General features: G+C 45.9%; 17 protein-coding genes. 10 read left to right on the forward strand and 7 right to left on the reverse strand.

Going from position 1 to position 25874, the window contains the following annotated elements; genetic code table 11:
• The gene (locus QUB39_RS14895) at positions 1–2667 is read right to left on the reverse strand and encodes an NERD domain-containing protein (protein ID WP_333271172.1); all 2667 of its coding nucleotides are present in this window, start codon (positions 2665–2667) and stop codon (positions 1–3) included.
• Positions 2668–2806: 139 nt separating this feature from the next.
• Here QUB39_RS14895 and QUB39_RS14900 point away from each other — a divergent pair, with 139 nt between their 5' ends.
• Positions 2807–2968 (forward strand): hypothetical protein, encoded by a 162-nt coding sequence (locus QUB39_RS14900; RefSeq protein WP_333271169.1) that lies wholly within the window; start codon positions 2807–2809, stop codon positions 2966–2968.
• A 198-nt stretch (positions 2969–3166) separates the two neighbouring features.
• On the opposite strand, the gene ftsH4 is transcribed toward QUB39_RS14900, so the two are convergent.
• The 4 genes from ftsH4 to QUB39_RS14920 all read right to left on the reverse strand — a co-directional run bounded on the left by ftsH4 (position 3167) and on the right by QUB39_RS14920 (position 7967).
• Positions 3167–5035 carry an ATP-dependent zinc metalloprotease FtsH4 gene (gene ftsH4, locus QUB39_RS14905; RefSeq protein ID WP_333392436.1) on the reverse strand — a complete coding sequence of 623 codons (1869 nt, stop codon included), beginning with the start codon at positions 5033–5035 and terminating at the stop codon, positions 3167–3169.
• Between the two features lie 226 nt (positions 5036–5261).
• On the reverse strand, positions 5262–5735 hold the full coding sequence (locus QUB39_RS14910) for a tryptophan-rich sensory protein (RefSeq protein ID WP_333209409.1): 474 nt from the start codon (positions 5733–5735) through the stop codon (positions 5262–5264).
• 32 nt (positions 5736–5767) lie between these two features.
• Positions 5768–6991 carry a transposase gene (locus tag QUB39_RS14915; RefSeq protein ID WP_333053985.1) on the reverse strand — a complete coding sequence of 408 codons (1224 nt, stop codon included), beginning with the start codon at positions 6989–6991 and terminating at the stop codon, positions 5768–5770.
• Between the two features lie 130 nt (positions 6992–7121).
• Complete coding sequence (locus QUB39_RS14920) at positions 7122–7967, reverse strand: M48 family metallopeptidase (RefSeq protein WP_333053986.1); 846 nt, start codon at positions 7965–7967, stop codon at positions 7122–7124.
• A gap of 371 nt (positions 7968–8338) precedes the next feature.
• On the opposite strand from QUB39_RS14920, the gene QUB39_RS14925 reads away from it, so the two are divergent.
• Positions 8339–9703, forward strand: a complete 1365-nt coding sequence (locus tag QUB39_RS14925) for an ATP-binding protein (RefSeq protein ID WP_333054089.1) — start codon at positions 8339–8341, stop codon at positions 9701–9703.
• A gap of 172 nt (positions 9704–9875) precedes the next feature.
• Positions 9876–10442: a hypothetical protein gene (locus QUB39_RS14930; RefSeq protein WP_333053987.1), complete on the forward strand. Its 567-nt coding sequence runs from the start codon at positions 9876–9878 to the stop codon at positions 10440–10442.
• 333 nt (positions 10443–10775) lie between these two features.
• Here QUB39_RS14930 and QUB39_RS14935 read toward each other — a convergent pair whose 3' ends face one another.
• Entirely contained in the window at positions 10776–11972 is a 1197-nt protein-coding gene (locus tag QUB39_RS14935) for a GNAT family N-acetyltransferase (RefSeq protein ID WP_333209412.1), read from the reverse strand.
• Positions 11973–12134: 162 nt separating this feature from the next.
• Positions 12135–13049 carry a dihydrofolate reductase family protein gene (locus QUB39_RS14940; protein ID WP_333209414.1) on the reverse strand — a complete coding sequence of 305 codons (915 nt, stop codon included), beginning with the start codon at positions 13047–13049 and terminating at the stop codon, positions 12135–12137.
• Positions 13050–13267: 218 nt separating this feature from the next.
• Here QUB39_RS14940 and QUB39_RS14945 point away from each other — a divergent pair, with 218 nt between their 5' ends.
• The 7 genes from QUB39_RS14945 to mdh all read left to right on the forward strand — a co-directional run bounded on the left by QUB39_RS14945 (position 13268) and on the right by mdh (position 25170).
• Complete coding sequence (locus QUB39_RS14945) at positions 13268–15292, forward strand: hypothetical protein (protein ID WP_333053990.1); 2025 nt, start codon at positions 13268–13270, stop codon at positions 15290–15292.
• Positions 15285–16283, forward strand: coding sequence for a hypothetical protein (locus QUB39_RS14950; protein ID WP_333053991.1), 999 nt, complete (start codon positions 15285–15287; stop codon positions 16281–16283). Before QUB39_RS14945 ends, QUB39_RS14950 begins: the two co-directional genes overlap by 8 nt.
• 11 nt (positions 16284–16294) lie before the next feature.
• Positions 16295–21994, forward strand: coding sequence for a DEAD/DEAH box helicase (locus tag QUB39_RS14955; protein WP_333053992.1), 5700 nt, complete (start codon positions 16295–16297; stop codon positions 21992–21994).
• A 427-nt stretch (positions 21995–22421) separates the two neighbouring features.
• Entirely contained in the window at positions 22422–22802 is a 381-nt protein-coding gene (locus QUB39_RS14960; protein ID WP_333053993.1) for a photosystem I reaction center subunit IV, read from the forward strand.
• Positions 22803–22804: 2 nt separating this feature from the next.
• The gene (locus tag QUB39_RS14965) at positions 22805–23698 is read left to right on the forward strand and encodes a DNA-formamidopyrimidine glycosylase (RefSeq protein ID WP_333209417.1); all 894 of its coding nucleotides are present in this window, start codon (positions 22805–22807) and stop codon (positions 23696–23698) included.
• 187 nt (positions 23699–23885) lie between these two features.
• Positions 23886–24101 carry an NAD(P)H-quinone oxidoreductase subunit O gene (locus QUB39_RS14970; RefSeq protein WP_333053996.1) on the forward strand — a complete coding sequence of 72 codons (216 nt, stop codon included), beginning with the start codon at positions 23886–23888 and terminating at the stop codon, positions 24099–24101.
• A 115-nt stretch (positions 24102–24216) separates the two neighbouring features.
• Complete coding sequence (mdh, locus tag QUB39_RS14975) at positions 24217–25170, forward strand: malate dehydrogenase (protein ID WP_333053997.1); 954 nt, start codon at positions 24217–24219, stop codon at positions 25168–25170.
• Positions 25171–25874: the final 704 nt, after the last annotated feature.

Consider the following 25874-nt stretch of genomic DNA (forward strand, 5'->3'; position numbering starts at 1 on the left):
TTATAATTCCAGTGCGAGGCGAACTAATTCTGAGATTTGTAAATTTGTGTAGCCGAGCGGCACAACTTGCGTCACAAAAGCATCTCCATCGTAGACAACTTTCAGTTTGAGAGTGTCATGTTCTGATTTGAGATAGTAAAATTGATGGTAGTAGTGGTGTTCAATTCCCCAGATGGCTATTTTGTGTGAGTCTAGTTTTGCTTTTATGATAGCTTGAACTGTTTGCTGAAATTCATTTCCTAATCGCACTTTTGATGTAATAACATCGCGCACTAAAGCGGCAAATTCAATCGGCTCAGATTTTACAGTTTCAATTCGCGTGACCTCAAATTGCCCATTGTAATGCAAGCGAAGACAGCAGGAACATCGACCCTCTTCCGAGGCAAACTCGTAAACTTCCTGATAACTATTATGCTTGTATGAAATTACCTGGATTTGATGGAATCTCAGAATTGCCGCGATATGTAAGTAAAGATTTTTCAAAGGTTTTTCGTGGATAGGGAAAGCCGAAATATTTGCATTCCCTGCTGCTGAATCCGGATCAAATGCAATTAAATCCTTAAATACCACTGAATCGAGCTTGCTTTGACTGTTCTTCCAAGTTGTTTTAAAAAATGGTGTAATTGAGGGAAAATTTAAGAGAAAAAGTTGATTTTGGGAGACAGAAAACAAGGTATAAACCCATCGAAAATAAGCGGCATTTGTTTGTCCCTGGCCGGTATCCATATTTGCGATCGCAGTCTTAAACCGCTGTCCCTGGGCGCGATGTAGAGTCAGCGCGTAGCCAAACCTCAGATGGGCTGCGTTTAAATACGGATCGCTGCGTAGAAACTTTGCTAATTCGCTAGAGTTATCCGATTCGTCTGATTCTATTACCTGTTTCTGCTGTTGTCTAAATCTGCTTTCTGCTGAAACCCGCAGAGCTACAAGTGTGTCCTTGTCAAATTCTGGCTTTTCTGCATACAAATAATCACTAAAGCAGTAAAATTGAACCTCTTTACTGCTCTCAAGTAGCCGTACTCGAAGACGCAGAAAATTTATCTTAAGTGGCTGTTCGCGCCCTTTCAAAGGTTGGATTAAAGGTGAAATATTGGGATAAACTTCTATGACTTCAGCAAAAGAGTTATTTGATATATAAGTTGGATCGGGCTGTTGTCTATCTACTGCGACAGGGCTGTTGTGGATATGTACAATATCACCTGCAACAATCTGTTTACCTAGACCCAAAAACTCTTGTCTAACCTGATTGTTGATGCGGTTAACCGATTCGTTGCTGAAAACTATAAACTTGGTGGATCGGTAATCTTCCTGGAATACGGTTCTCGATACCTCTTCTTCATTTGAGCGATCGACTATTTGGATGCAATTCGAGTCATCGGCGATCGCTGCGAGCTGATTAAATCTGCCACAATGTATACTTTGAGCGATTTGTTGACAATTTTTGACAAACAAATTTTGCTCTTGTCCTGGAAGTATAAAATCAAGATTGATGCGATCGATCTCACCGCCTATCGCAGCCTCCAAGCGCTCGTAACACAGGGCCGATTCCTCCACTTTACCTCTTGTTAGCTGAAACGGATCGCCCAGAAAAATCACCTGTCTTTGAGTTTTATCAATTTCGGTATATTCCAAGAAATCTGTAAGCAGTTGTCCGCTACCGTAACGAAAAACATCATTTTCAAACTGTGAATCCGATATCAAGTGGGCATCACCGACAATGTAAACTTCTTGCTCTGTATCCTGATTTTTGTCCAATCCATAGACAAGCTGATCCTTCTCTACTTTGTAATTTTTTGTGAAGAGATGCGAGTAAATACTCTTTGATTCAACTGGATAAACAGATGCAATCTTACTGTTAGGCGCAAGCACCGAGCAATTTCGCTTTAAGGCTCTAGATGTATCTGAAATCGCTTTTTGCAGAAGATGCAAACCTGTTCCCATCATCCCAGTCACGATTAAAACCTTCTTTGAGGAAGCTAAAAATTGCTCAACGCGATTAACTACAAATTCAAGAGACTTAGGTAACTCAACTTTAGCAGTATCAACTGCTGATAAAGAGTCAGGAATTGCTTTAGTACCCAATCCTGGAGGAATATAATCAGCAATAGAAAAATGTTGAACAATGTCTGCTAAATCTTGCTTAGAAAAATTGATTTCTCGGCTAGTGATTTGAGATAACCGCTGTATTGTACCGGCGAAGTCAACAACATGAAACCACCTTTCAATATTAGGCGATAGCTGTCTTTCGTCAAAGGTAATGGGTTTGTGAAAAAGCACTAACCCAGATATATATCCTAAATTTGGTTTTCTATCTGACGGGAATCTAATTCTTTTTAAACTGTTGAGTAGCGCAAATTTGTTATCTCTGACTTGAATAAATGGATTTGGCTTGCTTCCCCCTTTTACCTCCACGTCACCAGCCAGCCACGGCCCATTTTCTGAAAAAGTAATATTTCCCCCGTAGTCTTTGAAGTCGATGACAGTAATACTGTTTCTTTTCAGAATTGCTGCATCAATTTCGCTTCCTTCACAGTAGAAGTTTCCTAACAGAATTATCAAATCATCCGAATCACCCCACGCCCGTTCCAATTCGTTTAGCAAGCCATCGAATATACGGTTCTCATGGGTTGTCTCGTAAGCGTGCGTTCTATATACCCGAACAGTCATAGCTCGATCGCGTTTAATTTTATTAGCCGAATCTTCTCACAGGTTGAGCACCGTGAGCAATAGTTTTCAGGGAGAAACAGTTTTTCTCAGTGATCCAGTAGCAGAATCAGTTTGTGTGTAGCCTATACGACAAAGTAGCATGGATTGTTGGCTGCTGTCAAAACAGCCTGAATCCCGGCGCGTGCGGGAGGCGCAAACCTATGGTGCGAAGCCAATTTGGCATTCTGATTGTCATGACGGCCGCAAGTCGATCGGCATAAAAGTTATCTCACCGGGTGTAGTGTCCGTTGATACTGGCTAACGGCTGAACTCACCCGGACACTAAAAAACGCAGATGATTTGGACTCATCTGCGTTTGTCCGGTTTAATTAAACAGTCCTGGACGCACTCCGAATAAAGAAACCGGGTTTTTTCCGAATTTGTCGCCTACAGCGCGTCTTCTCAATAAAAACCCGGTTTCTGGACTCTCATGGGTAAGTCCGATTAAACCCTATTAAACTCAAGCCGCCACCTTATCTAAAGGCCGCACTTGACGGAGGAATTCGCGAAGTGCGTCACCTTCCACCACCTCAGTTTCCAACAGTTTCTGCGTAATTGTTTCCAACAATTCCCGATTTGCTTTCAGAATATCCAAAGCTTGCTGATGTGCAGTTTCGACAATTTCCTTCACTTCTTGGTCGATCGCCTCAGCAGTTTGAGCACTCACCGCACGGCGGGCATTTCCCATACCGTCATTGAGGAACATTGATTGTTGACCTCGATCGTAAGCTAGAGGCCCCAAAACCTTACTCATCCCGTAAGTTGTCACCATCCGTTCAGCTAAATCAGTCGCCCTTTGCAAGTCATTTGAAGCGCCAGTAGTAATGCTACCAAACACGACTTCCTCAGCCGATCGCCCGCCCAACAAAGTCGCAATTTGACCCCGCAATTCCGACTCATCTAACAAGAAACGGTCTTCAGTCGGTAACTGCAAAGTATAACCCAAAGCAGCCATACCGCGAGGGACGATCGAGATTTTGGCAACTTCGCCATTACCAGTCATCGCAGCACCCACCATCGCGTGCCCGACTTCGTGGTAAGCCACAATCTTTTTCTCTTTTTCATTGAGCACCCGGCTTTTCTTTTCCAAGCCGGCCACAACGCGCTCAAACGCCTCAAAAAAGTCTTCCTGCGCTACAGTTAGTCGTTTGTTGCGGGCCGCCAACAAAGCAGCTTCATTGACCAAATTTGCCAAATCTGCGCCCGAAAAACCGGGGGTGCGAGCGGCCACGGCCTTCAAGTCAATATCCGGGCCCAACTTCACTTTTTGAGAGTGAATGTTCAAAATTTCTTCGCGACCAGATAAATCGGGGCGATCGACTAAAACTTGGCGATCGAAACGGCCAGGGCGCAACAAAGCAGCATCCAAACTTTCCGGGCGGTTAGTTGCAGCCAGCACAATTACCGTAGTATTGCCCGCCGCAAAACCATCCATTTCAGTTAACAATTGATTGAGAGTTTGTTCGCGTTCATCATTCCCCCCAAAGCTAGCGTTACTGCTACGAGATTTGCCGATCGCGTCCAATTCATCAATGAAAATAATACAAGGAGCCTGTTTCTTAGCCTGCTCAAATAAATCTCTAACTCTGGCAGAACCAACACCTACAAACAGTTCCACAAACTCCGAACCGGAGATGCTAAAAAACGGTACGCCAGCTTCACCAGCCACTGCTTTTGCTAACAGCGTTTTGCCAGTTCCCGGAGGCCCGACTAACAGCACGCCTTTCGGAATTCTCGCACCGATTGCCGTAAATCTGTCGGGAGTTTTCAGGAATTCAACAACTTCGACTAATTCAGTTTTAGCCTCTTCTACTCCAGCCACATCAGCAAAAGTAATTTTCGCCGATTCGCCTTCTACATAGACCTTAGCTTTGCTTTTGCCCAGCGACAGCGCACCCTGTGGCCCACCGCCCTGTCTGTTCATGAAAAATTGAAAAATCGCCACAAAAATCAGCGGCGGAACTACCCAGCTTAAAACACTGCCGATCCAGCCATTTTTGGAAGGGGGAGTTGCCGCAAATTCAACGCCTTTTTCTTGTAAAAGTTTAGGCAATTCCAGGTCAAAAATCGGCGTAGTTGACAGCACTTGACCGGGTTTATCACCTTCGCCTTTGAGTTGGTAGCGAATTTCATTTTGACCTACCGAAGCTCTGACTACATCTTGTTCTTGAACCTGATGGACGAACAAGCTGTAAGGCACTTGTGGAATTTGGGGGCCGAACAAATTGGGTAAAAAGATGTTTGCCAGCAAAAACAAACTTGAGAGCAATAACAAAATATTGCTAATTTGGCGAAAACGAGGTGCTTGGGGCTGGTCTTTAATAGCCATTGATAACTGTCATCCTTTGATTTAAAGCAGTTTTATTCATCTATTTTCTCATCAAATACCCACACACTGTTAAGCGGATTTCCTCACTTTATCGGGTGGGTTAACCCGCTAGCACGGATTTGCTATTATTAACAATGCTTTTTTTAACGAACCGCGAAGACCCTAATGACACGAAGCAAGAGCCGAGGGTTATAGTATGTAGGGTGCGCCGAATAACACCGAAGATTTATGCAGCTTCTGGGTTTAAATTAATCATTTCCCAAGTGGTATAAGTGCCGATCGCACCCCAAATCACGTAAGGCAAAAGTAACAAAGCCGCGGTTTGAGAAATCGGCAAAACAGCCAACGTCAATACAGCCCCTAAAATCTCGCCAGCCCCTCCCAAAATTGTCCCTACTTTCAGACTTTTGGCTCTGAGAGTAGCAGGAATATAAGCAACTGTGACAATTTCTAAAAGCAAGTACAAAGCCATCAGCAGCAAAGTTTTAAGGCTCCCTGGCTCCTGTTCCCACACGAAAGTAGCGCTGCCGGCCCCGCAAGCAAAAATCACCGTCCAAATTAACGGAATAGCAGGCTCAAAAAACATCCAATCCGGTCTTTCAAGTTTGACGGCCCAATTAATATCGCGGAGTTTAAAAAACAGAGTTCCGAAGGCGACTGAGAAAGTCACGCCCCCGATAATCATCCAAGATTCAATCATGGTTTTCAACTTTCCAATTGCTCGATCGCTCATTAAGTCGATCGTGCCAACTTAAAGCCGAACTTAGATCCGCCTTTAGTAATAACTTTTTTGACATACTCCCCGGCCATCAGGCACGGGGATTCTAAGGTCAAACAGCAATTGCAGGCTCTCGCCCGTCTGACATCGCCTAACTTAGCGGTTGATGCCCCAACCGCACAAATATTTTTGGCGGCATTTTCATCCCGCCCATTTAGTAATTGGCAGGACGGACAACGCCATTCTCTCACTGATAAATCTAGTTTTTCCAGAACATGACTGCAATGAAAGCAAGTCTTGCTCGATGGATACCAACGGTCGATAAAAATGATTTGTTTACCTTTCTTCGTCGCCACCCATCCCAGAATTTGCAGGAATTCCCCAAATGCTAAATCTAAAATTTTCCGTCCCCAGAGGCGTTGCATTCCCTTCAGGTTCAACGTCTCAAAGCACAGCACGTCAAACTGATCTGTTAGTTTATGTGCCAGCTTCCAGAACCAGTCAGAGCGCCGATTCACCACATCCTCATGCTGGCGAACAAGATGCTTTCTAGCGCGTTCCCGATTGGCTGAACCTTTCTGTTTATGAGAGTGCTGGCGACTCGCTTTCTGGATGGCATTAAGCGACTGTTTGAGGAATTGAGGCGATTCGATTTTGGCAGCATCCGAGACGGTGAGGAACGTTTTTAAACCAAAGTCAAATCCAGCGATTCTACTCGTCTCGAATTTGCTTTCTGACTCCGAAACGCTATCAACAACCACAACCATAAACAACTCACCTAATGTCGTGCGTTTAATGGTTAAAGTTTTGACTGTTCCCTCAATTTCTCTCGATTTCCAATATTGATACACTTTCTGCCCAATCTTGAGCCGATTGCCACCTAAAAACTTGTATCCAGCCTGTTTTAAGGTGAAAGACTTATATTTCTTTACTTTCTTGAATCCCGGCGCCCTCACTCCTTTTTGATGATGTTTGAAAAACAACTGGTAGGCTTTCTCAATGCGCTGGCAGATATCCTGCACAGCTTGAGCTCCAACCAACTGCCAGAACGGATTGCGCTTCCGCAGTTTGGCAATATGAGCCTGAAGTTTGGCGCAGTTCAAATGCTTAGCCCACATCCGGTAGTACCGTTTATGGAGTGCTATACAATGGTTATAAATTACCCCGGCAGCATTGATGGTTCGCTTGAGGTATTTATTTCGCTTATGATTGTATAGTTTGAACTTCAGAGTCTTCATACTATTATTGTATAGTCAAAATGTTCTCATGGGGGACTCAGAGAAAATAAAATACAATAAAATAAAAAGCCGTCCTAGAAGGACGGGGCTTTAGACCCATTAATTTCGGTAAAGCCCGATGCAATTATTGCTAACCGCCCGACACATTTTTAGCAAACTCATCGCGTCCAGACTCCAAATTAGCTGGAACGCCGTTAGGGTAATTTTGCGCGATTAAAGCTTGCAATTTTTGCACTCGGTTTTCAGGGTTGGGGTGAGAACTCAAAAACTCCGGCGGCGCTTCGCCCTTCCTAGCGGCACCGAGGATTTGCATCACCTCAACAATACCTCTAGGATCGTAACCAGCTTCAGTCATAAACCGAAAACCGAGCCGATCGCTCTCAAGTTCATCCGATCTACCGTACCGCAAACCGACAACTTGATTGACAGCTTGAGCAATTAATGCTGCCTGCTGCCCGCCCCCGCGATCGTCGCTAGTAGCCACCCCAACCGCCGTTACCAAAGCCCTGCCCAACTGCTGTTTTGCCAAGTGTTCCGCACCGTGGCGGGCGACAACGTGACCGGCTTCGTGCCCGAGTATAGCGGCCAACTGAGCCTCCGAATTCAGCCGCCCCAGCAGCCCCGCAGTAATGAAAACTTGTCCCCCCGGTAAAGCAAAAGCATTCACAGTTTGGGCGTCTCGCAGCAGGTGGAATTCAAACGGATAACCCGCTTGTTTCGCCACAGAACCGTTGATAACTCGTGCTCCTACTCGATCGAGATACTGCTGAATACTTTGGCTGGGATAAAGCCCCCCGTGCTTGGCGGCCATTTGATCTCGCGCCTGCAATCCCAAAACTATCTCTTGGCGGGGAGAAAGCTGCACCCGCTGTCTCTCTCCTGTTACCGGATTTTCTACGTCGTTTGTAAAATAGGTGATTGCCCCAAAAAATGCCATTAACAGCCCGATCGCGGCTCGAAATAAAAATTTATTCACAAGCTTTTACCTAAAAAGTTTCGCGATTAGAATACTATGGTGACAGCTTTCTCGACATCTGTCTGAAGTATCAAGAATGGAAAGTTGTTAGAGTTTTTTGAGATAATTTGCGAACAAGGCTTTTTTTTAACGAACCGCGAAGGCGCGAAGGACACGAAGGAAGGGAAGAAGGTTATAGTTATTAAATTGGTTAAACTGAGATGTTGCACCATTGTCAGCAACAGGCTTTCCGGCCTGTTCCACAAAGAATAGATTTTCTTGTGGAACAGGCCGGAAAGCCTGTTCCGAAAAGGCTAATTGAGAATGGTGCAACATATGAGTTAAATCTCTTGAATCCACTACAAAATCAGTTGCCGAACTTCCTTCGCAATATGTTCCAAGCTACCCGCCGCCGCCTCGCTATTTGGTACACTGCCGTTACTGCCGTATTATTACTTGTATTCGCCACAGGTTTCTATTTCTACGTCCGCACTACTTTGATCGATCGCATTGATGACACCCTCAATCATGTTGTCGAAGTAATAGAGCGAACTCTCGTTATCGAACCGCTCAAAATCCCTAATACCACAGATAAAAATAAATTGCAAGTTAATATTCAAGCCAGTTTTCGAGATAGCACCGATGCAGTAGAAGACGACCACATAGATTTAGAATGGTTCAGTCCTACGGGCGAATTGCTGTGGTCTACATTATCGGAACCGCTGAATATTCCCATTCACGCTAACCGCACCGGCGAAACAGTTTGGATAATTAATAATGAGTTGCAGTCAGCTCAAAACTATTCTCTCAGACAAGTAACCCAGCGAGTACAAATCGGCAGGCAAGTTCTGGGATATTTGCGAGTCAGTCATCCTTGGTTTGAAGTGACAAAACCCATCCGCCAATTAATTCTTGATTTGATTTTGGGCGCGAGTTTAACTCTAATTTGCGTGGCGGCGATTGGCTGGCTGCTGTCGGGATTGGCAATGGCACCGGTGCGAGAGTCTTACGGGCGTCTCAAACAGTTTACCGCCGACGCTTCTCACGAACTCAGAAATCCGATCGCCACTATTCAAACTAACGTCCAAGTAGCTTTGGCGGAACCGGATATCGAACCGCAGCAACACCAACAGCTACAAGTTATCGAACGCCTCACCCGCCGTTTGGGGCGCTTGGTTGACGATTTGCTGTTTTTAGCCAGACAAGACAGCGGTATCGTGCAACAGCAGTGGATTGAAGTTCCCCTCGATGCTTTGCTGATGGAGGTAATTGAAGAACAACAGGCGATCGCCACAACCCAAAACCTCTCTCTTTCTTTGGAAATTGTCGATCAGCCCAACGCTGAGGACAACTTTACACTGTTGGGCGACTGGGATCAACTAGCCCGACTCTTTACCAATATAGTCAGCAACGCCGTGCAGTACACACCCTCTGGCGGAGAAATAGAAGTAGAATTGCAACTTGCAGCCAAAAACAAAAGAAATTCGCCGATCTTAAATCCAGCCCTGCAAATAAAAGTAACAGACACCGGCATCGGAATTTCCCCAGAAGCCCTGCCACATTTATTCGATCGATTCTACCGCGCAGATCCCGCCCGCACCCATCGCAGCGCCGCCGGTTCCGGCTTAGGATTAGCAATCGCCAAAGCAATTGTCGAAAATCACCGGGGCCAAATCCGCATAGACAGCCAAGTCGATCGAGGTACAGCCGTTACCGTCACCCTCCCCGCCCACAAATCAGAAGCATCCCACCTCTAAAACTTCCCCTCCTCCTCTGCGCCCTCTGCGCCCTCTGCGGTAAAAAAAAATCTCCCCCTCAAGCCTGATTCTTCTTACCTCTGGCCCAAACCAAGCTATTAAAATTCAATTCCCGCATAGATTAACATGAACTTTGTTAGACAACCTCGATCGAACTTGTGAGGAGTTATTTATGTTTCGCCACAATCTACCGTTTAAAAAAATCAGCTTGCTAGCAGCCACCGGCGTCGGTTTACTCGTTAGTCTCGCAACAATTTCCCACGCCGGCGGCCCCCCGCCCCAACAAGGAAAACCCGTTTCCCAACCCGCAGAGACTCCCGCAGCCACTGAAGAACCCGTCAGCGAACCAACTCCGGCTGCGAGTCCGGGCCCCAGCGGGATGCCCTCTACACCAACAGACGCGCCTGCCCGCTTCCCCATGCCCAGTGCGCGAGTTACGCCTGCCGAAGGCATGATAGTAATTAAACTGGTGAATACCACCAATGCCGTCATCAATTATCAAATCGTAGGCGTCACCCAGCCGCGCACTCTGGGCGAACAATCGGAAATTTTGCTTCAAGCCATCCAAGTGCCCATCACCATCACTTATCAGCGCCCAGACGGCGGATTGCTGCTGGTTCGCCCCCAAGCAACCGCGATGCCGGGAATGTTGCAAGTCAGTTTCGGCGCGACAACTGAGTTGGAGGCTGATACAAAATCGCTGCAAATTCAGGAAGATGGCAAGGTAATTTTGAATTAGTTTAACTGTTGACTGTTGACTGTTGACTGTTGACTGTTGACTGTTACCATTCGTGTCAACTTAAGACTCAAATCCATAATCAATATCGTTTATAGTTGAGTTTAGAGCCCCCTAACCTCCCTTAATAAGGGGGGAAAAGAGTATTCTTACCTCCCCTCTAACTCCCATTAATAAAGGGGAAAGAGCATTCAAAGTCAACCCCTACTCCCCACCGATCGGGGGGATTTAGGGGGATCGAAACTTCGATACAAACGAGATATACACAGGGTTTTAGTATTAGGTTGACACCGATGGGCTGTTACTAATTTACAATTCCCAATTCCCAGTCAACCGTCACTCGCCGAGTAACAACGGAGGTAACTTAGTAAAAGGTAAATCCTCGTTGATTGCATCAATTTCTTCCTGTTCTCTTTCGTTGATTTGACCGATATAAGACTTGAGAATTTGGGCAAGACGGTTGTTATAAAATCGGTGCAAACTATAATTGGGCGTAGCTGGAAAGCCACGCCGTTTTTTGTGCCGCCCGCCGGCACCGGGATCGAAGCTTTGGATGCCCCGATCGATCGCCCATTCGATCGGCGTATAGTAACAAGCATCGAAGTGCAAGCAGTCGATTTCCTGCAAACTTCCCCAATAACGGCCGTACAGTCGATCGCCCTTATACAAACAAAAAGACATACCCATCGGCTGTCTCTCATCTTCCTTGTCGTAGGCGGCTACAAATAAAACTCGATCGCGGTAATTGTGGTGCAACTGTTCAAAAAATCGCTTAGTCAGATACTTGCTTCCCCACCAACCAAATTTGTCGCAAGTATTCTCATAAAAAGCATACATTTGAGCAAACATGGCTTGGGGAATTTCATCGCCAGTCAGCGTTTTTACCAACAAACCAGCTTGATCGACTGCTTTGCGTTCGCGCTTGATATTGCGGCGCTGGTTGGCATTAAATGCGCCTAAATAATTGTCAAAATTTTGATAGCCTTGATTTTGCCAAATATAGCTGTGGTGCAACCAAGCGCTGAAACCGTGGCGTTCCATGCGCTGCCGCCATTCTGGATCGACATAAAGGAAATTGCAGCCGGAGATATTGTGCCGATCGCAAAAATGGTCGATCGCGCTTACCATTACTCCGGTTAACTCGTCTTCATCTTCCCCCTCGGCAATCAAAAACCGATAGCCTTCAGCCGGAGTAAACGGCGTCATTCCCATCAATTTGGGATAATATTGAATACCCAAACGTTGAGCTAAATCCGCCCACTGATTATCGAATACAAATTCGCCGTAGCTGTGGCTTTTGACATAAAGTGGCGCGCAAGCAATCAACTGTTTGTCTCGCCACACAGTCAAGTGATGCGGTAGCCAACCGGTTTTACCTGTCGCAGAGCCCGATACTTCGAGATTGTTCAGCCAATCCCATTCGAGAAATGGAGTTTTTAGTGGCATCGCCAGGGCATCCCACGACGCTTGCGGGATTTCGCCTATTTTGCTAATCCAGGCTACAGAATATTGAGGTTTTGGCTGTTTCAGCATAGGGAGACTTGTGCGTAGAGCGAACTTCATCGAGACTTACGCAGAGATCCCCCTAAATCCCCCTTAAAAAGGGGGACTTTGAGAATACTCTTGTCCCCCCCTTCTTAAGGGGGGTTAGGGGGGATCGAGCTTTGAGACTCTCAATGCGTAAGTCTTGTTCATTTAACTTAATACAACTCCCCTATTTATGGGTATTTTGACTCTGCGATCGATCCGATAATGCAAAAATACCTCTTGTCCCACCTGTTTAACCGCCAAAAGCTCCAATTTCGGAGCTAAATCCGCCAAAAAACCCTTTCCCTCCACAGGTGTCGGTGCATCCGCCCCGCCCAAAATTAACGGACACACCGTCAGCCAAAGTTCGTCTACCAAGCCTGCAGCCAGCACAGACGCTACCAGTTTTCCCCCACCCAGAATCGCCAAGCGTTTGATACCGAAGTTTGCTAACTGTTGAAACGCATCAATCCAATCAATCTCTCCACCTGCGGTTTTCGCATAGATAATTCGATCGAATTGAGATGTTGCACCATTCTCAATAAGCTTTTTATGAATAGGCAAGATGCCTGTTCCACAAGAAAATTCCTCTGTTGTGGAACGGGCATCTTCCCCGTTGTTGAGAATGGTGCCAGATGTGCGATCGAACTTACTGTCTTTTGTCGGGTACGGAGACGGCAATGCCGTTTCCCCATCTTTCGTCGGGTACGGAGACGGCAATGCCGTTTCCCTACTGTCTTGCCCCGTCAGCAGCCACCGAGGCACCGGTTGCTGGAAAAATCGCAAGTTTGGGTCAAATTGCGACGATCGCGAACAGACAATTTGCACCGGTTGTGGGGGCTTCCCTTGCAGTTCCCTCTGTTTGACCAATTCCGGCGAAATCACTCTCATCGTCGTCCCATAGGCCTGTAAAGTGCCGTTGCCGAACAAAACGGCGTCGCTTGCTGCTACTTGCTGTTCGAGGTGGGCTTTGTCGTTGGCAGAACCGAATCTCGCGGGCGATCGTACTGCATCGGCAATTTTACCGTCGGCACTGATTGCGAGTATTACTGTTGCTAATGGTCGATCGATTTTATCTGTCATTAATTTATTAAATTTTCGCACGACATCATATTTAACTAAGTAACTTCACGGATATAAACCCTATTATTGTTCGCTATACGGACGCCATCACCAAGTCTTATAATCGATATCGGCTGGCGATTTCGACATAATTAAGTTTCTCTATACTCACCTGCTTAGCAACTAGAGTTATAATACTTAAAATTACCAATTTACGTCAAATTATATAAAACATAAAAATGGATTATTTAACCTGGAATAATTCAATCGCATCTCATTTCTTTAAACCGGAAATGGCGGACAGTACCGTTCACCTGTATGTCACAGAGAAACTAATAACGGATATTGGTCAAGAAAGGGGTGTTGATTTGTCAGATTTTATTGCAGCTATCAAAACGGGGCCTCCTGGGGTGACAAGGCAGGGTTTGTGCGTGAAAGCCTTACAAAGCCGGGATAATTGGCAGCAGCGAGAATTAGACTATCCGCCTTATATCGCTTATTTAGCGCTCTTTGTCTTAGCAGCCGGTATTGAAGGAACTTTTGCCGCCCATTCTTACTATCCGCGCTTGCGAACATTACTAGGCGAAGAACCTACCACAGGGCAGTATCCTTCATTTAACCGGATGTCGGAACTCTGGGAAGATTTAGAAAAATGGTCTAATCAAGATAAATCTGGCGAATTGGGTATCTTCAACAGCACCAGCATTGGCAAGAGAAATCACATTGGATTGCCGCTTGCACAAACTCTTCTGACTGAGGAAGAACGGCGCGCACTCCCGGCTATTTTTGCCGCTGCTGACTTAGATCCTATTTCATATCCCGCTGAGGGGGCGATCGCACTTTTGTTAGTCAAGCACGGGCGCAAACAACTGCGAGAACGGACTTTAAGCTTATTAAAAGAAACCAGAGACAGCGACGAACTTCGCCAAGCATTGCTCGAATGGATTATTGATGAATTGCGCGATTGGGATGGAACTGCTGAAGATTCAGGTAAGACGCAGATTTACGGAATCTTGAGATTGTGCTGCAAACTCGATTCAATTGCCAAACGCGCTAGCCTAAGCTTGCGTTGCAGTACCAAACACGAATTTCCTGAAGAGGATTTGCTGTTATTTTTAGAAGACAATTCTCAAGCTTTTTCCTGTTACGAAGATAGTGGGGGTTTGTCTTCACCTCTAATATGTGAGTCAGACGGAAAACCGCTGGTTGGTTGTGAGTTTGATTGGTTGAAAGGTTTGCAAGTGCGATCGGCTGACTCTAAATGGTGTTTTAAGCTGCCAGCATCGCCCATTCGAGTATTCGTTAATGGAGACAGTCAGGGATTGCCAGGTATTGTGGAAGTGCGGCAGTTGCCCACTCAAAAGCCATTTTATTTAGCTGCTCATCAAGAGTGTTTGGAATTGCTGACAAGATGGGGAGAATCGAGCTGTCAAGGCTTTGAAAAATTGCAAATAATAGATGGTTTGCCCAGTGGGTGGCACTTTTTCAAAGCGCAGGCTGCTTGCAGTGACGAGCTGATTAAACAAAAATACCCAATCTTAGCTTTACCGACTAATGTACGGCTAGAGTTAGCTGGGGGAATCCGCCTGGAAAGAGGCAATAAATTCTTTAAGTTTGCCCCGCCGAAATTGGTTCTGCAAGGTGCCAATGAATCAATAAAAGTATTTGGCAATAATAAGCTGTTAGATTGCACGGAAGCAGCAGGTATTTATGAACTGCCAGCCGATACAGCGGAAACGAAGTTGCTAATTGAAGCACGCAGTGGAGATGATATTATCAAACGCTGTTCTCTGTTATTGGTAGAAAACTATTCTTTGCCATCCCAAAGCAACGCGCCACAGTTCGATCGCTTCGGGAAGATCCACACCGGGGAAAATGAGAGCGCGGGCGTTTCTGGTGCATGGGTGCAGGGCGTTGATTTCCCAGACTTTAACTTTAACACTTTTTTACCAATACAAGGAAAGCAGCGGATTTTCTATGTAGGTAAAGAACCAGGGCAAATAGCAATCTGCCCTGCGGAATCACTACCTACAGATTGGGAGCCTGTTTGGGCGATTTCCAAAGGTCGCCATCGCGGTCAAGCAATGTTTTGTGGCACCAATTTGGCAGAGTCACAACCGTCGATGTCAAAGTGCAAAGACCGCAAGAAGATGCGGGCTTGGAAAGAAATATTGTGGCACGATCGCAAGATAATTTCCCCGCCAGATCGATCCAACTTGAAACCATTGTGGAAACAGTTTCAGAAGGAGGCAGAACGTGTCTGAAACTAGCGAAAAGCTGCTCTACGTTATTTCTGCAAAAAAGGAAGTTGCTTGGCTATCCTTTAAGGAAACCTTTGATTATTTGTATAATCTTGAGACGGGTGTGATGGAGGAAAATACCGGAATTAAGAATAAAAGACTTCAAACAATTCGCGCCCTCGATTCCCTAGGTCATTGCGACTTTAATTTTAGCGATCGCAGCAAGAGTAAGGTTTATGCTGCTCCCCCTGTATTGGTGCGGTTGCCTTGTGCTGGCTTTCCTCAAGCAATTTTAGCAGGAGCACGATCGCCTGCTACGATCGCACAATTATCAGAGGCTTGTCAGTCGGTGGGACATCACATTAACCTGGAAGTCACAGAACAATCCAATGAATTAGGGTTGATACCGAAGCGAGTCGCCGTGCAAGCGGAGGATGTAGGAGAATTGAGGGCGATCGGCAATTTGCTTAAAATACCTTTTATCGAAACGCCTTCAGCCTGGTCTTTGCTGCATTTTGCCGCTTGTATTTACGATTACTTAGCTACCATCGAATGGTCTAAAGAACCAGAACTAAACTGGCAAAGCAAAACCTTTGACCCGATTTCTTTACAATTTCAATCCATAAAAGAAACCGATGGCGCCATTCGCCTTAGTGAATACAGTCACCCATCCCGAAACACCAAAGTTTATTATCTGTGGCAAGATGGAATGTGTGCGGAAATAGACCTCGATTGGGGGAGGTACGCTGTTCTAAAAGCACTGCGGCGGAATGTTCTTATCTACGACAAACGCACATTCCATATGGCAGTACCCGCCAGCGCTAAGCTGCCACGACTTCTAGAAAGATCCTTAACTCTTTGTTCTGGTTATGCAGCAAAATATGAAAAAATGCCGCGTGTTCGGCCGCAAATTCAGGGATTCAATTTATTCTCCGCTATTCCCCCTCAAATAGCAGAAAGGATCGCAACTAAATTAGGGCAGACACTGTTGCAGCAATCTTTAGATATAACATAGTGAGGTAACTTATGCACAATCCAATTAACGCATTTAACACAATTCGCGACAACTTTCTACTTTATGTAAAAACCGCTTTCGGAACTCAATTTCCCGAAATTGAACGAGAACGGGAAAGACTGCTGCGCCAACCCGGTGCATTCCATCAAGAACCATGGATTGAACCGATGCCAAGCTATCAAAAATCAGGTAAAACCATCAATGATTTAGATATTTCAAATGTACCGGGATTAGATCAAACTGCCCTTCAAGACTTTAAACAACTTGCCGAGTGCGAACTTGTAGGCAATTACGAACTCTACGAGCACCAAATCGAAATGCTACGGCAAGCATTAGCAGGTAACAATGCTGTAGTAACTGCCGGTACAGGTTCGGGAAAAACCGAATCTTTTCTGTTACCTTTGTTTGCTTACCTCGCGCAAGAATCAATAAATTGGAAGCCGCCTAAAGCCGAACCAGAACACCTTAACGATTGGTGGAAAAATGAACAATGGCAGAACCAATGCAATCCGTTAGTAAATAAAAAACGCAGCTTTAAGAAATCTTATCGGGTTCCTCAGAGAAGTCACGAACAGCGGGATGCAGCAGTTCGCGCCTTGATTTTATATCCCATGAATGCTTTAGTTGAAGACCAGCTTACCAGGCTGCGCCGCGCTTTAGATTCTCAAGCAGCGCGAGATTGGTTTCAAGATAATAGAAAAGGCAATCGAGTCTATTTTGGCAGGTACAACGGCGTTACTCCCGTACCGGGGCATGAATACAAAGAAAATCGTAAACCTAATGGAAAAAAAATAGAAGAACTTCTGGAAGCAATGCAGCAGATGCAGTTATCAGCCGATCGCGCTAGCGAACACGCCGATCGCACTGGCGATCGAGATGTGAGGTTCTTTTTCCCGCGCTTAGATGGGGCAGAAATGCGCTGCCGCTGGGATATGAAAGATGCCCCGCCAGATATCTTAATCACCAACTATTCTATGCTCAGTATCATGCTGATGCGCGATCTCGAACGAGATATTTTTGAAAAAACAAAGGAATGGTTAAACAAAGATGGCAGCGTCTTTCATTTAATTGTTGACGAATTGCACTTATATCGCGGTACTTCTGGGACAGAAGTTGCTTATTTGCTGCGACTTTTGCTGCAACGTTTGGGGCTGCATCCCGGTCATCCAAAATTGCGGGTTCTTGCTTCTAGTGCATCTTTAGAACCAGACGATCCAAAAAGCTTAGAATTTTTGAATCAATTCTTTGGTTCTCAATGGAATTCCCAACAGATTATACCGGGTCATTTAGAACAAATTCCACCAATTGAAGGTCAAGAGTTTCTGGAGAGCGAACCGTTTATCGCTTTGGCAGCAGCACCAGAAATCAACAATGCAGAAACGTTGCAGTCAGCGGCTGCATACAGTGCTTGCCGTCAAATTGTGGAATCTGAAACCGCGCAAGTTGGTGCTAGAATGGTCAATGCTTGTAAAGTTGACGGCAAAATTCGCGCCGTAGCGATCGCTAATTTTGCTAAACAGATTTTCGGCAATGACTTACCCGATGAAAACCTCGAACTCGCAGTAACAGGACTTCTAGCGGCTCGCGGTTTATCGAACCAAACATCTTTGCCATCTTTCCGGCTGCACTGGTTTTTCAGGAATATTGAGGGGCTGTGGGCTTGCACTAAACCGAATCACGGGTGCGAAGAAAATGAAATCAGCAAAAATCGATTGGTTGGCAAACTATTTGTCGAAAATCCTCCCATACTTTACGACGAATACCGAGTTTTAGAACTGCTTTATTGCGAACAGTGCAGAACTGTATTTCTTGGGGGAAACAGGCTGACAAGACAGGATAATGACGGAGACGGATGGGAACTTTTGCCTACAGAACCAGATATTGAAGGGATACCCGACCGCAAGACAGCCATAGCTTTGGATCGCCGCAAGTATTCTGAATTTGCCGTGTTTTGGCCTTTTAGAAATATTAATGAAGATGTTTGCAAAGGTTGGAAGCAGCCATCGAGACAAGGTGAAGGCGGCGAGAAAGCCTCCTGGGATAAAGCATCGTTAGATACCCGCAGCGGTCGTGTTATTCTAGGAGATCCAGATTCCCCGGACGAACAGTGGGTGAAAGGCTATCTGTTTCACTTGCGATCGCTCTCTGTAGAGAAGCAAGAATTTATTGGAGCATTACCCTCCATTTGTCCCTGCTGTGCTGCTAACTACAGCCATCCTAAGAAAAAAAATAAATCGCCTGTTCGTTGGTTCCGCACAGGTTTTTCTAAGGTGAGTCAATTACTTTCCAAAGAACTGTTTTATCAGTTACCGGAAGATGCAGAATCCCGCAAATTAGTTGTGTTTTCTGACAGCCGCGAAGATGCCGCTTCAATATCCAACGGCATTGAGCGATCGCACTACGACGACTTGGTACGAGAAGCACTTTTTGATGAACTCGGACAGTTGGCTGTAGGCGAATTACGTTTATTAGAAGATATTCAACAATATGGTCAGCCTACTCGTCCTGAAGCCCAGTTATTTGCTCAACGCAACCCCAATATTGTCAGCGAGTTACAGGAAAAGCTTGAATCAGCTAACTTGACCTGGCAACCAGAACTTTCTCCTGTAGCAGTAAAAATTTTGCAGAAAGATCGAGATAATGCTCAGAAGCTACTCAACGAAATTCAGCAAAGAGGCAATACCCGCACAGTTCCTCTCAGAGCACTATTTGAAGGCATTGAGAATTCCCAAGACCCGGGACTCCTGATCCAGCGATTAGTAAACTTAGGCGTTAACCCTGCAGGTAACGATGTTCTTTACCAAGAATTTTCCTATGATGGAAAGTACCATCATTGGACAAAAATATTTGACTTTGCAACCGCCGGGTGGAAACTAGACTTGCCTCCTGAAGCAGAAACAAGGCGAGACAGCACACTTCGAGAAAAAGTTAAATCTGAGGTCTGCGACACACTTTTTAGTCGCCTGTACTTTGGGATTGAAGCATCTGGATTGGGTTATATTCGCCTGAATTTACTCCCAAATCAATTAGAACAGCTAGCCATTCAATGCGGAGTTTCAAGCTCAGTATTTGAGAGTATTTGCGATGGCGTATTGCGAATTTTAGGTGAATTGTACAGATATCCAAGAAAACCTCAAGATTATCCGCTGGATGACTGGAAAGACTGGGGTGATGCGCGCTCCAACTTCCGGAATTATATTAAAGAGTGTGCAAAAGCTTGCGGAATTTCCGAACAGGAATTGAAGCCCGCATTGAAATCTGCTATTTGCGAATACGGTCAACACCACCACTTTAAACTTAATCCCCGGTATTTATCTGTACGAGTTGCTGTGTCCGATGACCCCGTGTGGCAGTGCGAGTCTTGCCAGCGCCATCACCTGCACCGCGCCGGAGGTGTTTGTACTAATTGTTTGGCACATTTACCAGCGAAATCTAATAGAAAATGCGGGGATTTGTACGATCGCAATTATTTCGCCACCCAAGCTGTAAATAAGCGTCAACCGTTGCGGTTGCACTGCGAAGAGTTGACCGGGCAAACCGACGATCAGGCCGAAAGACAGCGGCATTTCCGCAACATCATCGTGAATTTTGGCGAACAAGACAGAGATTTTATCCCAGTAGTAGATACCATCGATATCTTGAGCGTCACAACCACAATGGAAGTGGGAATTGATATTGGCAGTTTAATGGCTGTTGTGATGGCAAATATGCCGCCGATGCGCTTTAATTACCAGCAGCGTGCGGGTCGCGGAGGGCGCCGGGGTCAGGCTTTTGCTATTGTACTTACTCTCTGTCGCGGTCGATCGCACGATGAGTTTTATTACCGGCATCCTGAAAAAATTACGGGCGATCCGCCGCCGGTTCCTTTTCTTGCTATGTCACAGGTTGAGATGGCCCAGCGCCTCCTCACCAAAGAATGTTTGAGACTAGCATTTATTGCTGCTGGTGTCAACTGCTGGGAGGTGGAAAAAAAGCCGGACAGTCACGGTGAATTTGGCACAGTTCAAAATTGGAAGGAAACGGAAGAACGGCGCGAACAAGTTCGGCGCTGGTTGGGAACTTCTTGTGAAGTAACTGAGGTAATAAATTCTCTGCTAGTCGGCGTTGAAGGTATCGAGCGCGATAACTTAGAAAACTATGCACGTCAGCAGTTGTTTGATAAAATTAATGAGTGCGCCAATAACTTAGAATTGACTGGTGATGGATTGGCAGAACGCCTCGCTGAGGGCGGGATTTTGCCGATGTACGGGATGCCTTCAAGAGTGCGCGATTTGTACCATCACGAACCGTCTAGAAAACAGAAAGTTTCTACTATCGATCGAGATTTAGATTTAGCAGTCGCGGAATTTGCACCAGGTTCCGAAAAAACTAAAGACAAGCGAATTTATACCGCGATCGGGTTTACAGCACCGTTAATTTCAGACGGTAAACACGGGTTAGTTCCTGCGGGCGAACCTGTGAGCGATCGCAAATGGATGTTGAGGTGTCAGCGCTGCCAACATACGGCAACCTCTAATACAATATTTGAAGATATAATCTGTCCGAAATGCGAGGCAACTGAGGAACATGGATTTCGAGTTTTTCAGTGGGCTGTCCCTTTAGCTTTCCGTACCAGCATCAATCCTGGAGCTGACGCTAAAGAGGAATACGATGCGTTAATTACAGGTGCAGGCAGCGTCGCCGAGGCCCAACCTCAAGATTTTAACTTAGTAAATAACACGAATACTCAGATAGCTTTCTCTAAGTCCGGCCGCGTTTTCCGCGTCAATGACAATAGAGGACAGCTATTTAAGGGAGCAATAGGAACTGCCACATTTGGACGCGGTGACAAACTATTACCCGATCAGTGGATTGATGAGCGATTCCAGAATAAGCCTGACGGGGTGAGGTTTAAACCCCAGGGCGAGTCAGAGGCGATCGCTATAATTGCCCCAAAAACTACTGGCGTACTGCGAATTAAGCCCGTTACTGTACCTGATGGATTGTGCCTCGATCCTATTGCACCCGGTTCTGCTGTCAAAGCTGCTTTCTACTCAGCCGCTTTCACGGTTCGTGCTGTAGCAGCACAGGAGTTAGACATCGATCCGGAAGAATTAGACATCAGCGGTTTGCGACAGGTTGAATTAGAGGATAAAAAAGTAGGAGAAATTGTAATTAGCGATCGCCTTGCTAACGGTTCTGGCTTCACCTATTGGCTAGCTAATCACTGGGAAGACATCCTTTTAGACAAAATTCTGAATTCTCAAAATAGCTTTGCTGAGGCAATTATGTCACCACAACACCGCCAAAAATGCGACTCTTCTTGTTACGATTGCTTGCAGCAGTACCGCAATATGAACTATCACGGTCTGCTGGATTGGCGTTTGGGACTTTCCTTGCTGAGGGCATTGGCTAGCAGCAATTTTCAATGCGGACTCGATGGGGATTTTTCTACTCCTGACTTAGAAAATTGGCTGCTGAATGCAACTGCTTTGCGCGATATATTTTGTGCTTCGTTTAGTTGTTCCGGGGAACAGTTCGGCGCTTTACCGGGTTTTGCAGTGGGAGATAAAAGCGTTATTATCGTTCATCCTTTGTGGGACGTAGATAACCCTCAAGGCTTATTGCATGAAGCGATTGCTACAGTAGAAGCGCCCGATCGAGTTCGATACCTAGATACCTTCAATCTCCTGCGCCGTCCGAGTTGGTGCTATCAATCGCTAGATGATTAGATGCAGGATTCAAACATTAACACACTAGATGGTGGATAACTTGACTGAATGAGGATTTACGCAACCTTCTCGTGCAGAGCCGTGGCAATTCCCAGAGCGCTTGGGGCTACGCGGCCTGCTGGGGGATTGCCACGGCTCTGCCTAAATCCTATTAATGCACTATGTAGGCGCTCCGGCCTGCTCTCCTATTTGTAAAGTTTTTTATAGATCCGATCGCACAGCTTGTATTTAACGGATAATGTCTGTTTATTTATTTTTGTCCCCCAGCGATCGCCCTAGCAAAGTATTTACTTTTCTTTACAAAAAGCAGATCAAAAAACGGCGCGACAGGTAAAAATTTCCTTGCAGACTTCAAATGCGTCGCGCGATCGACTAGAGTAAAAAAAATGGCTTTATCCGTTTATTCATCGCAAAGGAAACAAAGCTCATGGTTCAACGCGGTTCTACAGTTCGGATTCTCCGCAAAGAATCCTTCTGGTATCAAGAAGTGGGCACCGTTGCTACGGTAGACCAAAGCGGCATTAAATACCCAGTTATCGTTCGCTTTAACAGCGTAAATTATGCAGGCGTCAACACCAACAACTTCGCCCAAAGCGAATTAGTGGAAGTGTCAGCACCCAAAGCAAAAGCGAAAACAGGGACTCCAGTAGCTTCCGGCGGCAAACAAACCACGCTGGACGAGAAAACCCGGAAAACCGGCAGCGGAGGAGCCCCCCAGCAGCCGAAAACTTCGACCGACAGCAAACCCGGTGCCGAAGTGACCGGCAGCGTCGAAGGTTCGCCAAATCAAGGAACAGAACAACGCTAATTGTGCCAGAACTGCCAGAAGTTGAAACTATTTGCCGGGGATTGAATCAAGCAACCCTCGATCGAGAAATTTTGGACGGGGACGTGTTGTTAAACAGCACGATCGCCCGCTCAATCTCTGCGACCGATTTTTTGACAAAAGTCAAAGGAAAGTCGATCGCCCGCTGGTACAGACGCGGCAAATATCTACTGGCAGAACTATCTCAATGTAGGGGCGGTGCCCCCGTGCCCGCCCTCCCCGCGCCCGCCTTCTTCCCTCCTTCAAAAGCCGGCTGGCTGGGCGTTCACCTGCGGATGACAGGACAACTGCTGTGGGTGAACAGATCCGAGCCCCTGCAAAAACACGCGCGAGTCCGGCTGTTTTTTGAGGGAAACCAAGAATTGCGCTTTGTAGACCAGCGCACCTTCGGGCAAATGTGGTACGTGCCCGCAGAAACCGAGGTTTCGAGCACTGTCATCGGTCTGAAACTCTTAGGCCCCGAACCGTTTTCAGAGGAATTTACAACAGAATATTTGACCCGCAAGCTGCACCGGCGGGCGCGACCCATTAAAACAGCTTTGCTAGACCAGTCACTGATAGCTGGTTTGGGCAATATTTACGCAGACGAAACTTTGTTTTTGTCGGGAGTGATGCCCACAACTCTGTGCGCGGATTTGACAGCAGAGCAAATTGGGCGCATCCATACAGCTATTATTCAAGTTTTACAGAAGGCGATCGCATCCGGTGGCACCACTTTTAGCAATTTTCTCAACGTCCAAGGTGTCAACGGCAACTACGGCGGCGTCGCTTGGGTGTACAATCGCGCCGGCCAACCCTGCCGCACTTGCTCCACAACCATCCAACGTATAAAATTAGCAGGGCGATCGACTCATTTTTGCCCCCTTTGTCAGACATAGGAAGCAGTCAAGGGATTTTAGGCTTGAGATTTTAGATTTTAGATATACCCCACGAATCGCACTCCTTTATTCCTTAGTCAGCTTGGAGTGACTTCGTTTGTTTAGTAGCGATTTCAATCGCCGAGTGACTTTGCAGCCAAATCTAGATTAAAATTTGTATAGTTTTTTAAACTAAACCAAGCAAGTTATGGCAATCAAGAAAGGCAGCATAGTTCGCGCTGTACGCGAAAAATTGGAAAACAGTCTAGAAGCCAAAGCCAGCGACCAGCGCTTTTCCTCCTATATATTTGAAACAAAGGGCGAAGTGATGGATGTTCGCGGCGACTATGCCTTCGTCAAATTTGGCAAAGTTCCCACCCCGAATATTTGGCTGCGGGTAGACCAACTCGAAGATTTTCAGTAACTCACCAAAACTAAACACACTGTTCTTAATGTAGCGAAGGGTGCACACCGCGCACCTTTCCCCAATTAAGCTGATTGCTAAAATCTAAAATCTAAAATCTAAAACCTAAAACCCAATGAATTCTCCATCAAACCGCGTATCAATTATTGGTGCAGGCAAAGTCGGCAGTACCTTAGCCCAGCGAATTGCTGAGAAAAATCTGGCAGATGTAGTATTGTTAGATATTGTGGAGGGTTGGCCACAGGGCGTTGCTTTGGATTTGATGGAAGCTAGGGGAGTGGAACGTCACGATCGCCAAATTGTCGGTACAAATGATTATACAGATACGGCCAACTCAAATATCATAGTAATTGCAGCCGGAGTGCCGCGCAAACCCGGTATCAATCGCGAAGATTTAATTAAAATCAATGCTCGAATTGTCACCGAAGCCACAAAACAAGCGATCGAGCATTCTCCCGAAGCAATCTTAATCACAGTCACAAATCCCCTAGATATCATGACTTATTTAGCTTGGGAAGCGGCAGATTTGCCCAAACACCGAGTCATGGGGATGGGGGGAGTTCTCGACTCCGCCCGCTTTCAAACTTTTATTGCAATGGAATTGGGCGTTTCAAATGCTCAAGTCAATGCAACTGTCATCGGTTCTCATGGCGATTTGATGGTTCCTTTGCCCCGCTATTCCACTGTCAACGGTATTCCCATCAATCAACTTATGGATGCTGCGACTATTGATCGACTCGTACAGCGGACTCGCCACGGCGGCGCAGAAATTGTAAAATTGATGAAGACTGGTAGTGCTTATTTTGCACCCGCATCTTCTGTCTGTTTGATGGTAGAATCTATTTTATTTAATCAGTCGCGACTCTTGCCTTGCTGCGTTTATTTGCACGGCGAATACGGCGTGCAAGATATCTTTTTAGGAGTGCCCTGCCGCTTGGGATATCAGGGAGTTGAACAAATAGTGGAACTCGAACTCAGCGATACCGAAAGAGCAGCCTTTATCGAGTCGGGGAAATTGGTTGCCCAAAATATTGAGGAAGCCAGGGCTATACTGAAAACGGCTTCTTAAGCTTGTAGGAGTTCGTTGAGAAAAGCAGCCTGCTCGTCGCTTCAATATAATAACTTATACTGAGTATGATAGTGCGATCGCTCTGTCGGAAGTTGGGTTCTCGGATTTCAACAGTCCTTTGATAAATATTATCGATCATCTTTGTTAGGCTGTATTGCACCAGCTACAAAATGGCAGCAAGGAACCGATTGATAAATATAATACTAATTATCAAAAATCATGCAACAGTAGCGCTCCGGGTGCGTCGCCCTAGAAAAGTTATCAAAAAAAGCGACTCTCTCACAGATCCGCACCGGTGCATAAGCTGTTGCGCGTTTAAATTGCATATTCGGGACGGGCTCGCGTGCCCATCCCACAATAATTTGAGTTATTTTTGACACACAATTTAAATGGAGAACAGCTTACAGTGTTTCAGGAAACACACCAAAAACTCATAACTGTTGCAAGATTTTGGATAATTGGTATAAAATTTACTATCAAAAACTTGCTGACAACGCAAAAAACTGGCAAAAGCAGTTGAACTTGGTTTGCGCGACAATACCCTCACAGTTTCTGTAGAAATTCAAGCAAAAATCTGCCATTTTTTAACTGGTTCCCAAGCTCTGCCTGGGAACCGATGTAAGCGAGGCTCTGCCTCGGCCCAGACTATGGAGGCTCTTCCTCCGGATCTGCGTTACCACGCTCTTCCTGGTAACGAGTATAAT

Origin of the sequence: Microcoleus sp. AT8-B5 (assembly GCF_036705565.1) — a bacterium.
GTDB lineage: Bacteria > Cyanobacteriota > Cyanobacteriia > Cyanobacteriales > Microcoleaceae > Microcoleus.

What these genes read in the sequence shown, in the direction of transcription:
- QUB39_RS14930 (WP_333053987.1), top strand. Translation starts at nt 9,876, where the DNA reads ATGTTTCGCCACAATCTACCGTTTAAAAAAATCAGCTTGCTAGCAGCC.
- ftsH4 (WP_333392436.1), bottom strand. Translation starts at nt 5,035, where the DNA reads ATGGCTATTAAAGACCAGCCCCAAGCACCTCGTTTTCGCCAAATTAGC.
- QUB39_RS14900 (WP_333271169.1), top strand. Translation starts at nt 2,807, where the DNA reads ATGGATTGTTGGCTGCTGTCAAAACAGCCTGAATCCCGGCGCGTGCGG.
- QUB39_RS14895 (WP_333271172.1), bottom strand. Translation starts at nt 2,667, where the DNA reads ATGACTGTTCGGGTATATAGAACGCACGCTTACGAGACAACCCATGAG.
- QUB39_RS14945 (WP_333053990.1), top strand. Translation starts at nt 13,268, where the DNA reads ATGGATTATTTAACCTGGAATAATTCAATCGCATCTCATTTCTTTAAA.
- QUB39_RS14925 (WP_333054089.1), top strand. Translation starts at nt 8,339, where the DNA reads ATGTTCCAAGCTACCCGCCGCCGCCTCGCTATTTGGTACACTGCCGTT.
- mdh (WP_333053997.1), top strand. Translation starts at nt 24,217, where the DNA reads ATGAATTCTCCATCAAACCGCGTATCAATTATTGGTGCAGGCAAAGTC.
- QUB39_RS14960 (WP_333053993.1), top strand. Translation starts at nt 22,422, where the DNA reads ATGGTTCAACGCGGTTCTACAGTTCGGATTCTCCGCAAAGAATCCTTC.
- QUB39_RS14940 (WP_333209414.1), bottom strand. Translation starts at nt 13,049, where the DNA reads ATGACAGATAAAATCGATCGACCATTAGCAACAGTAATACTCGCAATC.
- QUB39_RS14970 (WP_333053996.1), top strand. Translation starts at nt 23,886, where the DNA reads ATGGCAATCAAGAAAGGCAGCATAGTTCGCGCTGTACGCGAAAAATTG.
- QUB39_RS14935 (WP_333209412.1), bottom strand. Translation starts at nt 11,972, where the DNA reads ATGCTGAAACAGCCAAAACCTCAATATTCTGTAGCCTGGATTAGCAAA.
- QUB39_RS14955 (WP_333053992.1), top strand. Translation starts at nt 16,295, where the DNA reads ATGCACAATCCAATTAACGCATTTAACACAATTCGCGACAACTTTCTA.
- QUB39_RS14915 (WP_333053985.1), bottom strand. Translation starts at nt 6,991, where the DNA reads ATGAAGACTCTGAAGTTCAAACTATACAATCATAAGCGAAATAAATAC.
- QUB39_RS14910 (WP_333209409.1), bottom strand. Translation starts at nt 5,735, where the DNA reads ATGATTGAATCTTGGATGATTATCGGGGGCGTGACTTTCTCAGTCGCC.